The organism is Candidatus Competibacter denitrificans Run_A_D11 (assembly GCF_001051235.1).
GTDB classification, from domain to species: domain Bacteria; phylum Pseudomonadota; class Gammaproteobacteria; order Competibacterales; family Competibacteraceae; genus Competibacter_A; species Competibacter_A denitrificans.
Genome location: NZ_CBTJ020000032.1, coordinates 14,135 through 28,100, shown reverse-complemented (window position 1 = coordinate 28,100; position 13,966 = coordinate 14,135). Strand labels below are relative to the sequence as shown.

General features: G+C 57.6%; 15 protein-coding genes. 14 read left to right on the top strand and 1 reads right to left on the bottom strand.

Annotated features, from left to right (window positions below):
• The first annotated feature begins 49 nt into the window (after positions 1–49).
• The 7 genes from ffh to BN873_RS06735 all read left to right on the top strand — a co-directional run bounded on the left by ffh (position 50) and on the right by BN873_RS06735 (position 4,925).
• Positions 50–1,420: a signal recognition particle protein gene (gene ffh / locus BN873_RS06765; protein ID WP_048672059.1), complete on the top strand. Its 1,371-nt coding sequence runs from the start codon at positions 50–52 to the stop codon at positions 1,418–1,420.
• 133 nt (positions 1,421–1,553) lie between these two features.
• Positions 1,554–1,808 carry a 30S ribosomal protein S16 gene (gene rpsP, locus BN873_RS06760; protein ID WP_048672055.1) on the top strand — a complete coding sequence of 85 codons (255 nt, stop codon included), beginning with the start codon at positions 1,554–1,556 and terminating at the stop codon, positions 1,806–1,808.
• 33 nt (positions 1,809–1,841) lie between these two features.
• A complete protein-coding gene (gene rimM / locus BN873_RS06755; RefSeq protein WP_048672052.1) occupies positions 1,842–2,342 on the top strand; it encodes a ribosome maturation factor RimM in 501 nt (166 codons plus the stop codon).
• Between the two features lie 63 nt (positions 2,343–2,405).
• Positions 2,406–3,197, top strand: a complete 792-nt coding sequence (trmD, locus tag BN873_RS06750; protein ID WP_048672049.1) for a tRNA (guanosine(37)-N1)-methyltransferase TrmD — start codon at positions 2,406–2,408, stop codon at positions 3,195–3,197.
• Between the two features lie 4 nt (positions 3,198–3,201).
• On the top strand, positions 3,202–3,549 hold the full coding sequence (gene rplS, locus BN873_RS06745; protein WP_048672046.1) for a 50S ribosomal protein L19: 348 nt from the start codon (positions 3,202–3,204) through the stop codon (positions 3,547–3,549).
• A 75-nt stretch (positions 3,550–3,624) separates the two neighbouring features.
• Positions 3,625–4,440, top strand: a complete 816-nt coding sequence (gene cysQ / locus BN873_RS06740) for a 3'(2'),5'-bisphosphate nucleotidase CysQ (RefSeq protein ID WP_048672044.1) — start codon at positions 3,625–3,627, stop codon at positions 4,438–4,440.
• A 2-nt stretch (positions 4,441–4,442) separates the two neighbouring features.
• Entirely contained in the window at positions 4,443–4,925 is a 483-nt protein-coding gene (locus BN873_RS06735; protein WP_048672040.1) for a methylated-DNA--[protein]-cysteine S-methyltransferase, read from the top strand.
• Positions 4,926–4,940: 15 nt separating this feature from the next.
• On the opposite strand, the gene BN873_RS06730 is transcribed toward BN873_RS06735, so the two are convergent.
• The gene (locus tag BN873_RS06730) at positions 4,941–5,552 is read right to left on the bottom strand and encodes a Uma2 family endonuclease (RefSeq protein ID WP_048672037.1); all 612 of its coding nucleotides are present in this window, start codon (positions 5,550–5,552) and stop codon (positions 4,941–4,943) included.
• A gap of 141 nt (positions 5,553–5,693) precedes the next feature.
• On the opposite strand from BN873_RS06730, the gene htpG reads away from it, so the two are divergent.
• The 7 genes from htpG (at position 5,694) to BN873_RS06695 (ending at position 13,962) form a co-directional block, all read left to right on the top strand.
• Positions 5,694–7,595: a molecular chaperone HtpG gene (gene htpG / locus BN873_RS06725; RefSeq protein ID WP_048672035.1), complete on the top strand. Its 1,902-nt coding sequence runs from the start codon at positions 5,694–5,696 to the stop codon at positions 7,593–7,595.
• 251 nt (positions 7,596–7,846) lie between these two features.
• Entirely contained in the window at positions 7,847–8,557 is a 711-nt protein-coding gene (locus BN873_RS06720) for an ABC transporter ATP-binding protein (protein ID WP_048672033.1), read from the top strand.
• Positions 8,554–9,420 carry a DMT family transporter gene (locus tag BN873_RS06715; protein WP_048672030.1) on the top strand — a complete coding sequence of 289 codons (867 nt, stop codon included), beginning with the start codon at positions 8,554–8,556 and terminating at the stop codon, positions 9,418–9,420. Before BN873_RS06720 ends, BN873_RS06715 begins: the two co-directional genes overlap by 4 nt.
• Before the next feature lie 5 nt (positions 9,421–9,425).
• Positions 9,426–10,934 carry a methyltransferase domain-containing protein gene (locus BN873_RS06710; protein WP_048672027.1) on the top strand — a complete coding sequence of 503 codons (1,509 nt, stop codon included), beginning with the start codon at positions 9,426–9,428 and terminating at the stop codon, positions 10,932–10,934.
• Positions 10,935–10,937: 3 nt separating this feature from the next.
• A complete protein-coding gene (locus BN873_RS06705) occupies positions 10,938–11,759 on the top strand; it encodes a glycosyltransferase (RefSeq protein ID WP_048672024.1) in 822 nt (273 codons plus the stop codon).
• Positions 11,753–12,754, top strand: a complete 1,002-nt coding sequence (locus BN873_RS06700) for an NAD-dependent epimerase/dehydratase family protein (protein WP_071244049.1) — start codon at positions 11,753–11,755, stop codon at positions 12,752–12,754. The genes BN873_RS06705 and BN873_RS06700 overlap by 7 nt, the downstream gene beginning before the upstream one ends.
• An 8-nt stretch (positions 12,755–12,762) precedes the next feature.
• Positions 12,763–13,962: a hypothetical protein gene (locus BN873_RS06695; protein WP_139031658.1), complete on the top strand. Its 1,200-nt coding sequence runs from the start codon at positions 12,763–12,765 to the stop codon at positions 13,960–13,962.
• Positions 13,963–13,966: the final 4 nt, after the last annotated feature.

Sequence of the window (13,966 nt, the reverse complement as noted above, 5' to 3'; positions counted from 1 at the left end):
TCGCACATTCTCATCGTACTACTCCCACAGCATCGAAGGTTGATCCGGCATGTTCGAAAATCTCAGCGAACGTCTGTTGCGCACCGTCAAGAATTTGCGCGGCCAAGGTCGCCTGACTGAGGACAATATCAAGGACGCGCTGCGCGAGGTTCGCATGGCGCTGTTGGAAGCTGACGTGGCGCTACCGGTAGTGCGCGAGTTCATCAACCGGGTCCGCGAACGAGCCATCGGTGAGGAAGTCTTGCTGAGCCTGACGCCTGGTCAAGTGCTGATCAAGATCGTTCACGAGGAATTGATCGGTGTGATGGGTGAGGCCAACGCCGAGTTGAACCTGCGTGTGCAACCGCCGGCAGTGGTGCTCATGGCCGGCCTGCAAGGCTCCGGCAAGACCACCAGCGTTGCCAAGTTGGCTCGTTGGCTCAAGGAGCGCCAGCGCAAAAAGGTCATGGTGGTTAGTTGCGATGTATACCGGCCCGCCGCCATCGAACAGTTACGCAAATTGGCCGGCGAGGTTGGCGCGGAATTTTTTCCCAGTACCTCAGATCAAGCACCAGAAACCATTGCCCGTCAAGCGTTGGACTATGCCCGCCTTCACGCCATGGAGGTGCTGATCGTCGATACCGCCGGTCGGCTGCACATCGATGAGGAGATGATGGCGGAGATCCAGCGGGTTCACACCGTGCTCGATCCGATTGAAACGCTGTTTGTGGTTGACAGCATGACCGGTCAGGACGCGGCCGTCACTGCCCAAGCATTCGACAAGAACTTACCGCTGACCGGTGTGGTACTGACTAAGACGGATGGCGACGCGCGCGGCGGCGCTGCCCTGTCCATCCGCCAGATCACCGGCAAGCCAATTAAATTTCTCGGAGTGGGCGAGAAAACGGCGGCTTTGGAGCCGTTCTATCCTGAGCGGGTCGCGTCCCGAATCCTCGGCAAAGGCGATGTATTGAGCCTGGTTGAGGAGATGGAACAGAAGGTTGACAAAGAAAAAGCCCTTAAGTTGGCGCAGAAGGTTCAAAAAGGCCGAGGTTTCGATCTGGAGGATTTTCGCGAGCAAATGGAACAGATGCTCAAGATGGGCGGAATTGCCAGCTTGCTGGATAAAATGCCAGGTTTCAACGCTGCGCCGGCCGCTCTCAAGGATCAGGCTGCTGACAAGGAAGTCAAGCGTCTGGTAGCGATAATCAACTCGATGACGCCCCAGGAACGTCGGTTTCCGGACATTATCAAAGGGTCACGTAAGCGGCGGATCGCAACCGGTTCCGGTAACCAAATTCAGGATGTGAACCGGCTTTTGAAGCAGTTTGATCAGGCCCAAAAGATGATGAAGAAGATGAAGGGTGGGGGTTTCATGAAGATGTTGCGCGGTCTGCAAGGGCGATTGCCGATGGGTAGCTTACCGCCCATCAAGCCCTAGAAGCCCTGACAGAATCGAACAGCTATACATCGGTTCCAAACGTACCCGATTTCAGTTATTATTCTCCGCTTCGTCCGGCTGCCCCGCGTGGGCAGCTTTTCGTATCAGAATTCGCAAGAGGTATTCATAGCGTATGGTTACCATCCGCCTGTCGCGCGGCGGCGCCAAGAAGCGCCCTTTTTATACCGTCGTTGTAACCGACAGCCGCAACCGGCGCGACGGCAGCTATATTGAACGCATCGGTTTTTTCAACCCCATCGCCAGCGGTAAGGAACAGCGCTTAAGCCTCAACCAAGAGCGTGTGCAGTACTGGTTGAACAACGGTGCCCAGCCCTCGGAGCGAGTCGTCAGCCTGATCGCCGAGGCCGGCAAGCACCAAGTTCAATAACCCGTTATCCCCTCGTCACTCCGCTTTGCCGCGATGTCGGATTGGGTGATTTTGGGGCGGATTTCCGGATTGTTCGGTGTGCAGGGCTGGGTGCGGGTATTTTCCGAGACCCAGCCTCGAGCAGGGATCACGCGCTACCACCCGTTGTTTTTACGGCAACAGGGAGAATGGCAGCCGTTCCAGGTTGAGGCAAGTCGTGCGCATGGCGAAGGAGTAGTACTGAAGTTCGCCGGTTACGATGACAGGGACCAGGCGGCCACCTTGATCCAGAGCGAGATCGCCGTGCGGCGCGCACAGTTGACCCCACCGAAGCCTGGTGAATATTACTGGGTGGATTTGGAAGGGTTACGGGTGGCAACCATGGACGGCATCGACTTGGGAACCATCAAGTATTTATTCGCGACCGGCGCCAACGATGTGATGGTCGTGCAAGGTGAGCGAGAGCGACTGATCCCCTTTGTCCGGGATAGGGTCGTCGTCGAAATTGATTTCGCGCAGCGCTTGCTGCGAGTGGATTGGGACCCGGACTTCTAGGGGTGTGCTGCTTGCTCGGTCCCGATGCCGTCGTTGGCAAGGGGTGTAGCGAGGAATGTCGTCGTGCGTGTAGATGTAGTGACCCTGTTTCCTGAAATGGTTGAAACGCTATTACGGTTTGGGGTTACCGGCCGAGCAGTCGAACGCGGGCTGTTGACGGTCACGACCTGGGACCCTCGCGCGGAGACCCACGACCGTCATCGCACAGTGGACGACCGGCCTTATGGTGGTGGACCAGGAATGGTGATGAAGGTGCAGCCGCTACGCGATACGCTGCGGCGGGCTAGACAAGCGGTAGAACCAAGCGGCAAGACGATTTACTTAAGCCCACAGGGCCGGCCGCTCAATCAAGACGGTGTGCGGGAACTGGCACAGGAAGATCGACTGATTTTGCTGGCTGGCCGGTATGAAGGGATTGACGAGCGCCTGATCGAGACCGAGGTGGATGATGAATGGTCCATCGGCGATTACGTGCTGAGCGGTGGTGAGCTGGCGGCGTTGGTGTTGATTGATGCGCTGGCCCGGTTGTTGCCGGGGGCGTTGAACGATAGCGAGTCGGCCGAACAGGATTCGTTTATGGATGGTCTGTTGGATTGCCCGCACTATACCCGCCCTGAGGAAATCGACGGTCGGCGCGTACCGGCGGTGTTATTGGGTGGCGATCATGCTGCTATTGCCCGCTGGCGTCGGCGTGAGTCCCTGGGCCGAACCTGGCTACGGCGGCCAGAATTGCTAGCGCAGCGGGTGTTGGATGCCGCTGAGCAGATGTTGTTGGATGATTTTATTCGCGAATATCAAAAGAGAGTGGAGAAGGCCGGCGTGGCCGGGGATCTCACGGAGCAACGTGGAGCGTAGTGTGATGAGCAAACTGGTTGAAGCCTTTGAAAAAGAACAGATGAACCGTGAAATCCCGGACTTTGGTCCCGGTGATACTGTGGTGGTGCGGGTCAAGGTGAAGGAAGGCAACCGCGAGCGCTTGCAGGCGTTCGAGGGCATCGTGATCGCCAAGCGCAACCGAGGGCTGAACTCGGCCTTTACCGTGCGCAAGATTTCTCACGGTGAAGGTGTGGAGCGGGTGTTTCAATCCTACAGCCCGGCTATTGCCGATATCACCGTGAAGCGACGGGGCGACGTGCGCCGCGCCAAGCTTTACTATCTGCGTGGTCTGGAAGGCAAGGCGGCCCGTATCAAGGAAAAGCTTTCCTAATTCAATCCCAGATTTAACGAGCGGGGCGATCCTTCCAGATCGCCCTTTCGCGTTTTATAGCCGGAGAAAACAGCGATGCGCGATGAATGGTCTGCTTGGCTTGAGCCTGTGCGGGCGTTAGCGGCAGAAGCCAGCGAGCAGATTCTGGAGATTTACGCGACCGCCTTTGATGTCACTGCCAAGGATGACAACAGTCCGCTGACCGTCGCTGATTTGGCCGCGCATCGCGTCATCGTCGCCGGCTTACAAAATTTGACGCCTGATATTCCGGTGCTGTCCGAGGAATCGGCGGCTGTACCTTTTTCCGAGCGGTCGAACTGGCGGCGCTATTGGTTGGTGGACCCGCTGGATGGCACCAAGGAATTCGTCCAGCGCAACGGCCAATTCACCGTCAACATCGCCTTCATCGAGGAGCACGAACCGGTATTCGGGGTGGTGAGGGTGCCAGTGACTGGCGTGTGTTACTCCGCTGCGCGTGGTGATGGCGCGTTTCGGGAGGAACCGGGGCAGCCACCGCAACCGATTACTATTAAGCCATTGCGGCTCGGTGAACCGGTGCGCGTAGTCGGCAGCAAATCCCACGGCGGGCCGAAGTTGCAACAATTCGCCGCCAAGCTGGGGGCGTATGAACTGGTCACCATCGGTAGCTCCCTCAAATTCTGCCAGGTGGCGGAAGGCTTAGCGGACGTGTATCCACGTTTTGGACCGACCTCAGAATGGGATACCGCCGCCGCGCAAGCTATCGTCGAAGTGGCGGGTGGCCGGGTGGTGTCGGCGGAGACCGGCGAAGCGTTGCGCTACAATACCCACGAATCGTTGTTGAATCCCTACTTCATCGTTTACGGCGACGCCAGCCGCGACTGGTTGAGCTTCGTTCCGCGCGAGGATTGAATATGAACGGGAGCGGTGATTATCAGGCGGTCATTGCCACGCCGATGGGCCGCATCGGTATTCGCATGAGCGATAAGGCGGTGAGCGCGCTGGATTATTTGCCAGCCGATGCTGCCGAACAGGCGCCGGTGAATGCGGCGACCGAGGCTGTCGTAACCCAGTTGATCGCCTATTTTCACCATCCGCTCGCCTCATTCAATGTGCCACTGGCCCCGGCTGGGACGGCGTTTCAACAGAGAGTGTGGGTGGCTCTGCAAGCGATTCCGACAGGTTCTGTGCTGAGCTATGGCGAACTGGCGCAGCGACTGGATACCGCTCCTCGCGCCATCGGCGGGGCGTGCCGGAGTAATCCGATACCAATTCTAATTCCCTGCCATCGGGTGGTGAGCCGGCAGGGGTTAGGCGGTTACGCAGGGGAAGTAAAGGGCGATCCGCTGGCGATTAAACGCTGGCTGTTGCGGCATGAAGGCTTGGCGTTCGAGTAGGGCATGGCTGTCCGTTCACTCCGGCTTTTCTTCGGACAACCGCCAAGGTTCGTCGGGATTTTCTGGCAGCGCCACATCTTCATAAAGCGCCTCGATAGGGCTGCTGAACTCCAGGCTCGACAATTCCACCCGGTCGCCGGGGCCGTAACTTTGTAATACCCACCGATCTCGTTCGTCACGGCGAAAGCATTCCACACTCATGCGTTCTTGCTCGATTAAAACGTATTCGCGCAAGCTCGGTATCTGGCGGTAAATGGCAAATTTCTGGCCCCGATCAAACGCAGCGGTCGTTTTGGATAACACTTGGACCAACACGGTGGGCTGGCGCTTGAAGCGCGGCGACGCATGATCTTCCGGGGTGCAAGTCACCAGTAGGTCGGGATAGAAGAAGGCGTCAGCGGTCTCTACACGGAGTTTCATGTCGAGCATGTAGACCCGGAAAGGTCGGCCGCGGACGTGGGGGCGTAGCAAAAAAGCCAAATTCATTGTGATCGTTACATGGGCGTCGGTTGCGCCGACCATTGCGAAAATTTCACCGGCTAGATATTCATGCTTTTCAGGACTGTGTTCTTCCAAAGCCAAGTAATCATCGGCGCTAAAAAAACTTTTAGTTTGCACTTGGGACACGGTGAAGCTCCTGTGAGATAGGATCGTAAGCAGCTTAATCCAACCTGCTGGATCGGGAAATGCTACTGCCTTGAAATCCCACTGTTCGTCCGCATATTGGGGTTTAAACCTCAAATTCTATCATCCAGGAGTCCGTTACCCATGACCGTCGAAGCCCGCAAGGAAACCCTTGGTTTTCAAGCCGAAGTACAGCAGTTGTTGCGCCTGGTCGCGCATTCCCTGTATTCCCACAAAGAAGTTTTTCTGCGCGAACTGATCTCCAACGCCTCGGATGCCTGCGACAAGTTGCGTTTCGAAGCGTTGACCGATGGTGCGCTGTACGAAAAGGCCCCCGATCTGAAAATCCGGGTCAGTTTCGACAAGGATGCCCGTACCATCACCGTCGCCGATAACGGCATCGGCATGGATCGGCAGGAAGTCATCGACAACATCGGCACCATCGCCCGCTCCGGCACTCGCCAGTTCATGCAAAAGCTGACCGGCGACCAAGCCAGGGACGCCAACCTGATTGGCCAGTTCGGTGTCGGGTTCTATTCCAGCTTTATCGTCGCCGACAAGGTGACCCTGCGCACCCGCCGCGCCGGTTTGGGGCCAGAGCACGGTGTGTTGTGGGAATCCAGCGGCGAGGGTGACTACACGCTTGAAAATATTGATAAAGCGGCGCGCGGTACTGAGGTCACTCTCCATCTGCGCGAGGACGAGGCCGAATTGCTGAACGAGTGGCAGTTACGCTCGATCATTACCAAATATTCCGATCACATTACCTTGCCGGTCATCATGCCGGTGCAGAAGTACAGCGAAGATAAGGATGCGCCCCCTCAAATCGAGGACGAGCGTATCAATCAGGCAGCGGCGCTATGGGCGCGGCCCAAGCAAGAGATCACGAAAGAGGAATACAAAGAGTTCTACAAGCACGTTGGTCACGATTTCGAGGACCCGTTGGCTTGGACCCACAATCGGGTTGAGGGCAAGCTGGAATACACCTCGCTGTTGTTCCTGCCCGGCCGTGCGCCGTTTGACCTGTGGGATCGGGAGCAGCGCCACGGCGTCAAGCTCTACGTGCAACGGGTGTTCATCATGGACGATGCAGACCATCTGATGCCGCGTTACCTGCGGTTTGTGCGTGGGGTGATCGACTCCAACGATCTACCGCTGAATATCTCCCGCGAAATCCTGCAAAGCAGCAAGGTGGTGGACGGCATTCGCGCCGGTTCGGTCAAGAAAGTGCTGGGGCTGCTGGAAGATCTAGCGCAAAACGACGCCGAGAAATACGGCAAATTCTGGAAGGAATTCGGCCGAGCGCTCAAAGAAGGCCCGGCGGAGGATTACGGCAACCGTGAGCAGATCGCCAAGCTGTTCCGCTTCTCCTCGACTCACACCGACAGCTCCGATCAGATCGTGACCCTGAGCGATTACATCAGCCGGATGAAAGACGGTCAGGACAAGATTTACTACATTACGGCGGAAAGCTTCGCCGCCGCCAAAAACAGCCCGCACCTGGAAATCTTCCGCAAGAAGGGCCTGGAAGTGTTGCTGCTGACCGACCGCGTGGATGAGTGGTTGATGTCGCACCTCAATGAGTTCGACGGCAAGCATTTCCAATCGGTCGCCAAGGGCGCGTTGGATCTGGACAAGATCGCCTCGGAAGAGGAAAAACAGGAGCAAAAACAGGCGGAGGATCAGCACAAGGACTTGCTGGCGAAGGTCAAGGAGGTGCTGGGCGATCAGGTCAAAGAGGTGCGGGTTTCGACTCGTCTGACCGATTCGCCGGCTTGTCTGGTGGTGGACGAACACGCGCTCAGTTCCCATCTGGAACGAATGCTGCGCGACGCCGGCCAGAATGTGCCGATGAGCAAGCCCTATCTGGAGCTGAATCCTCAGCATCCGCTGGTCGGCCGTCTTAAGAGCGAGAGTGATGCCAGTCGCTTTGGTGACTTGACCAATCTGCTGTTCGAGCAGGCAGTGTTGGCGGAAGGTGGTCAGTTGGAAGACCCAGCCAGTTTTGTGAAGCGCTTGAACGCTTTGTTGCTGGCGATGGGGTAACACACCTTAAGGGATAGCCGGAGCGTCGGCTGATCGGCCCTTTTCTACCCTAAGATAGAGAAGGGCCGATGCTTTTTTGCGCCGGTTCTTTGCTACGAAATGACTACGATGCGGGACATCGGCTAGCGCACGCGGTAGGATAATCGGCGCTTGAACATTTTGATGTTGGTGTTTCGAGCAATTCCAGCAGCGCTGATTCCTCAGCCTGTCGCTGTTGCCGCCATTGACGATGAAACAGTTAGCCCAAACCCATGTTGCTAGAAGCCGAAGATCTACACGTCCGCTACGGGAATGTCGAAGCATTGCACGGGATCAACCTGCAAGTGCGGCAAGGCGAGATCGTCACCATCCTTGGAGCCAACGGCGCCGGTAAAACTACCACCTTGCGCACAATCAGCGGCCTGTTGCGCCCGGCACAAGGGGAAATCCGCTTCGAATCACAGCCGATTCATAAATTGCCCGCTCATCGCCTGGTCGCGATGGGAATTGCTCAATCCCCGGAAGGTCGTCGAGTGTTCGGCACCCTTACCGTGCGGGAAAATCTGAATTTAGGGGCTTTTTCGCAAACCGATGCGGGCAAAATCGCTAAAACTTTGCAATGGATTTACGAGCTGTTTCCGGTATTGGCCCAGCGCCATAACCAGTTGGCCGGCACCTTAAGTGGTGGCGAGCAGCAAATGCTGGCCATTGGCCGGGCCTTGATGGCCAACCCGCGCATTCTGCTGCTGGATGAGCCTAGCCTTGGCTTGGCACCATTATTAGTCAAGGCGATCTTCCAAACTTTGTGGGAAATCAATGAAGCGGGTGTGACGATTGTCTTGGTCGAACAGAACGCCCGTGCTGCGTTGAAGCTGGCGCATCGCGGGTATGTCATGGAGGTCGGCCGGATCGTGCTGGAAGATCGCGCCGATGCACTATTGGCCAACCCGGAAGTCCGCAACGCCTATTTGGGCGGCGAATGAGCGTAACGCCTGAGCATTCGACCTCTGCGACAGCAGTCGCCAGTTTAACCCACCGCCGCGCTGTGCTGATGTTGTTGGTAACGGCGCTGCTGTGGAGTCTGGGGGGGTTACTGATCAAGTGGGTTGACTGGAATCCGCTGGCCATCGCTGGGATGCGCAGCCTGATTGGCGCGGCTATTATGGTGCTGGTTTTCCGCCACGAATTACAATTTAACGGGTCATTCGAGCAGATTGGCGCAGCGGTCGCCTATGCAGGAACTGTGGTGCTGTTCGTGGTTGCCAACAAACTCACCACGGCGGCCAATGCCATTCTCCTGCAATATACCGCTCCTGTTTATGTGGCGCTGTTTAGTCCCTGGTTTCTGGGCGAGCCGACCCGGCGGAACGACTGGCTAAGTCTGGCGGTGATCATGCTCGGAATGCTGCTGTTTTTCGGCGATGAGCTGAGCTTTCAGGGCTATCTCGGGAACGGTGTTGCGCTGGTCAGCGGTTTTTGTTTTGGATGGCTGACGCTGTTTCTGCGCCGCCATCGTGACCAGTCGGCCATTCCCGCGTTGGTGCTTGGCAATCTTTTAGCCGCTTTAATTGGATTGCCTTTTATGTTTCAGTCGCTGCCGGATGTTACCGGTTGGGTTGGACTCGTGCTACTCGGTGTCGTGCAACTGGGGCTGCCTTACGTGATGTACGCTTTCGCGCTACGCCATGTGCGTGCCGTTGAAGGTATTTTGATTCCCATGATCGAACCGGTGCTGAATCCGGTTTGGGTCTTCCTGCTGTTGGGAGAGACGCCAGGGCCACTGGCTTTGCTGGGGGGTGCCATCATTTTAGGTGCTGTTCTGGCGCGGGCGCGAGATAAGCGATAGCTGAGATGGGTCGGGGAATTTTAAGCCACCACATTTATCATCGCCCGTTGGACCTCAAGGGTCAGGATTCGCTGGCGAAGCTCGCCCGTTTAGTACGTCCGGGTAGCGTCGTGTTGGATCTGGGTGCCGGTCCCGGTATCTTGGGCCGTCATCTGGTAGAGCAGCTTGGGTGTACGGTGGATGGCGTTGAATACCAGCAAGCAGCGGTTGAGCAAGCGGCTCATTGGTACCGTCGCCTCGAATGCGTTGATCTTGAACAGATTGATCTGGCTGAGTATTTTGGCGATTGTCACTACGAATTCATCATCTGCGCCGATATTCTGGAGCATCTGCGCTGGCCCGCCAATTTGCTCGGCCAGTTGCCAGGATTGCTGGCTCCGAATGGACAGGTTCTCGCATCTGTTCCGAACGTAGCCCATGCCGGTCTCATCGCCGAATTGCTGGCGGGGGAGTTTCGCTACCGGCCGGAAGGCTTGCTTGATGCAACCCATCTGCGGTTTTTTACTTTGCGCTCGCTGCTGCGATTGCTGGAAGAGGCCGGCTTGCAAGCGGTGGCGGTCGATGCCGCGATCTGTGAACTCCACCAGTCCGAATTTACTGAACGCTGCCTTGATGCGTTACCGCCCGCGTTGATTCGGGCATTGCTTGGCCGACCTGACGCACTGGTCTATCAGTTTATCGTCTCTGCCAATATCACCGGCCCAGTAGATGAATCCCCAGGGCCGCTATTGCGCTGCCCGCCGCCAGAATTGCGCTTTGCTTGCCAGTTGTTTTGGCGGCTATCAGGGGCCGATTATCAGGCCGACGCGAGCAGCGCGACCTGGGGTCAAATGGGGGCGGAACGGCAGAGTTTAACGCTGCCCATTCCTGCCTTGGCAGGGCCAATTCAAGCGTTACGGCTCGATTTTGCTGATCGGCCGGGCTTGATGCGCTTGTATGGCTTGGTGTTACACGATGACGCCGGGCAGTTGCTTTGGCGTTGGGACGGCCACCGCGAAAGCTTAGCGACCCAGCCTAGCCGGCAGTTGGTCATCGTCGAGTCTGGTTTGTCTTCCAATGAGGTGGTGTTATTCCTGGCTGGAGAAGATCCGCATTTGGAATTGCCGGTCCCGGCAGTGACGTTGGTAGGATTGCAGGCAGGTGGCCAACTCGCCGTGGAGTTTTCATGGCCGATGTCGCTCGATTATTTGGCACTGGTTCAGCATTGCATTCCGCGCCGGGACGCAGAGACAGCCCAAGCGGTTTTAAGTCAGCAAGTAGAGGCATTGCAGGCGACCAACACACACTTGACCGTTCGCAACAACGAATTGACAGCCGCTGTGGCCACCACCTCCGCAAGCAACAGGGAATTGGAGGCTATGTTATCTACGCAGTCGGCAGGTCGAATCGATCTGGAAAATCAATTGAATGAGCTGCGTGCGCGGATTGATGCACAGGCTGCCGAGATCCATGGGTTGCGGCGTTCTTGGCGGGAGCGCGTATGGTCCGGGCTGCGTCGGCATTGGCGGGACTAAACTGTGAATTCGCTGGCTATTTCCATCGTCACTTACGCGCCGGACATGCCGATGTTGGTGACGGTGCTAGAGCGGCTGGATCGGGCGCTGGCGCACGCTCGGGAGCAAGGACTATTGGCGCAGGCGCGATTGGTGTTAGTGGATAACGGCCCTGGTTCCGACTGGCTTGTGCCGCTGCAACGTTTGCTGGTTACGGCCTCGCCGGCGGCGGAGCTAGATCTGCTGAGTGGTCATGGTAACGTGGGCTATGGGGCCGGCCACAACCTCGCGCTGGCGCGATCCGCCGGGGATTTTCATTTGGTGCTGAACCCGGATGTGTTGCTGGAAGAGGACGCGCTTAGCGAAGGATTGGCGTTTCTGGCCGCTTATCCCGAAGCGGGCCTAGTAGCCCCTGTAGCACACGATGGTAGCGGCCAGCCGCAGTATTTATGCAAAAACTACCCGGCTGTCTTCGATTTGGCGTTACGTGGTTTTGCACCGCTGTGGATTCGGCGCCGCTTTCAGGCTCGCTTGGACCGTTACGAGCTGCGCGACCAGTTGGGTGATACGGTCTTATGGGACCCGTCCATCGCCAGTGGTTGCTTCATGCTATGCCGACGTGAGGCGTTGGATCGGGTCGGCGGGTTTCGTCCAGAATATTTTCTGTACTTCGAGGATTTCGATTTGAGTCTGCGGCTGGCGCGCGTGGCCCGCCTGGCGCGGGTGCCCAAAGTTCGTATCGTCCATCTGGGTGGTCATGCTGCGCGCAAGGGGCTGCGCCATGTTGGCTTGTTTCTGCGTGCCGCCGCACTGTTTTTCAATCGGCATGGGTGGCGGTGGTGGTAAGCCCCGATTTCTACTATGAGCGCGCCGTCTTAATTACCGGCGCGACTGGCTTTATCGGCAGACGGTTAGTCGCAGTGCTGCGGGCACGAGGCGCGCACTTGCGGGTGATGACCCGATCCTCTAGTGTGCTTCCAGCAGATTGGCAAGGGGTTGAAATCGTCTTTGGCGATCTTGCTGATCCGGCCAGTTTGGCGCGGGCATGTTCCGGTGCCAATACAGTGTTCCATGTTGCCGGTTTCGCTCATGCCGACGCAGATGGCGTGGCGGATTTTTCCGCCCGCCATTGGGCTGTAAATTTCGAGGGGAGTGTGCGCCTATTCATCGCCGCTGCGGCTGCCCGCGTCGAGCGCTTGGTGTTTCTCAGTACGGTCAAGGCAGTGGCTGATCCAGGTTCGCATTGCGTCGATGAATGTTGGGATATGCAGCCCCAGACGCCTTATGGCTGTGCGAAACGAGCGGCCGAGGAGCGGTTGACCGCCTTGGGGCATGAGCATGGATTCCATACTGTCAATCTACGACCCGCGCTGGTGTATGGGCCGGGGATGAAAGCCAATCTGGCGCGGCTGATCGCGGCCGCACGGCGCGGCTGGTTGCCACCATTACCGGAAACGGGTAACCGGCGCTCATTGGTGCATGTCGATGATGTTGTTCAAGCGATGTTGCTTGGGGCCGCTCATCCTGTGGCTGCCGGTAAAACGTATTTTGTGACTGATGGCCAACCCTATTCAGGGCGGGAGTTGTCCCTCATCCTCCGGGAGACGCTAGGGCGACCGTTGATCAGCTATACCGTGCCAGCCAAGGCGATTTATAGTATCGCAGCCTTGGCGGATGGGTTGTTGCGGCTAGCCGGGCGCGCGGATCGGAAGGTTCATGCAATGGTGGATAAGCTATTGGGATGGGCGTGCTACGATTCTAGCCGGATCGAGGTGGAGCTAGGGTATCGGCCCGCTTGGACGTTGGTGCGGTATTGCAAAGAAAGTGGATTGCAGGGATGAGTTGGATCATGCAATCGTCATGGATGGCAGACCGATTAAGGCCAGTGGGTCGAGTTATCGCGGCTACGGTGTGCGGTTTCTTGGCAACGGCCCTTGTGCTGGTGCTGTTCTATCGGGCTGGGGGGCTGGAGGAGGTTATGCCACCGGTGGTGCTTGCTGGGGAAGCCCTGCAATTGGCCCGTGGCGAGGGTGGCCAAACCCCGGCTGGTTTGGAGATTCGCAAATCTGGCGCGCAAGGGTTGAGTTCGGTGCAAGGTTCGGCCCGCATGGTGCGGGCATCGATCTATCATCGAGTGTCTTGGCAGGTGGATGGCCTGGAATCCGGTCATAAGCTACGACTGATCTGGAGCACCCTGGCTGAACCGGATACGGTGCGTGAGGTGCTGCTGCCCGTGGTCGGAGCGGCGAGCGGTACCTTCGATTTAGCCACACAACCGAGCTGGCGCGGGCGGATCGCTGTGATAGGTTTGGTTATACAGGGGTCTCTCGCCCGACCACTGGTGGTTCGCCGTTTGGAATTGGTGCCAAAGATGTTGGGGGTGGCGGAGCTTGCCCGCATGGCGCTGACCGAATGGACCGCTTTCGAGGATTGGAGCCAGCGCTCGATCAATTTCACCGCAGGCGCACCGTTGGATGCCCTGTTTCCTCCTGTGCTGATCGTCGCGCTTTGGGTCGGATTTAGTATGGTTTTTTTGGCTCTCTTCGGACAGACACCGCGTGCGCTAGGCGCATGGAAGTCGTATGCGGCACTGTTTCTGCTCGGTTGGCTGGTGTTGGATGTGCGCTGGCAATGGGATTTGAGCCAGCGTTTGGTGAAAACCGAGACTCTTTTTGCTGGCAAGACCGGAGATGAGCGGACACTGGCAGGCGCGGAAGGCGAGTTTTATCAATTTTTGCTTGAAGTGCGTCGGCGGCTTCCCAGGGAACCAGTTCGGCGCCTGTTTATCGTCAGCACAACCCCAGGCGGTTATTGGGCAGGGCGCGCCCGTTACCATTTATTACCGCATAACGGCTACATGGGATTCTTACAGCCACCTGCTGTCGGTACGGCCCGTCCCGGCGATTACGTTCTGATCCTATCCCCTTTGCCCGGTGTGCGCTATGACCGCGAGCGTCGGCTGCTGATGTGGGCAGGCGGTGGGCAATTACCGGCTGAACGACTATACGCAGCGGAATTGGGCGCGGTGCTGCGCGTTTTAGGGGAGTGAGCGC